This is a genomic window from Geobacillus sp. DSP4a (genome assembly GCF_013096875.1).
GTDB classification, from domain to species: domain Bacteria; phylum Bacillota; class Bacilli; order Bacillales; family Anoxybacillaceae; genus Geobacillus; species Geobacillus thermophilus.
This window is the reverse complement of the sequence record NZ_SDLD01000232.1, coordinates 1-383: the sequence shown is the minus strand read 5'-3', so window position 1 is coordinate 383 and position 383 is coordinate 1. Positions and strand designations below refer to the sequence as shown.

General features: G+C 31.3%; 1 protein-coding gene. It reads left to right on the top strand.

Features of this window, described 5'->3' with window-relative positions; all coding sequences use genetic code 11:
• Positions 1–254 (top strand): epoxyqueuosine reductase QueH (locus ETC02_RS17140; RefSeq protein ID WP_171698498.1); only part of this gene is annotated, 254 nt, incomplete at its 5' end.
• Positions 255–383: the final 129 nt, after the last annotated feature.

Below are 383 nucleotides of genomic sequence, written 5' to 3'. Positions count from 1 at the left end.
CGTTATCACCTAAAAAGAACGCACAATTAATCAATGAACTTGGTATGGATGTCCAAAAAATATATGATGTGAACTATTTGCCAAGTGATTTTAAGAAAAGTAAAGGTTATGAGCGTTCCATAGAAATGTGTAATGACTATAATATCTTTAGACAGTGTTATTGTGGATGTGTCTTTGCAGCGATGCAACAAGGTATTGATTTTAAAACAGTTAATAAAGAAGCGAAAGCATTTTTAGAACAATATCCAGATTAATCATTGGAAATGAGATAAAAGGCAGGCGCATATTCAAGCCATGCCCTATTAAAAATTATCAAATAGAAACCCGAGACTTTAGTGAAATGAATCATACTAAAATCTCGGGTTATTTATATAATCGTAAAT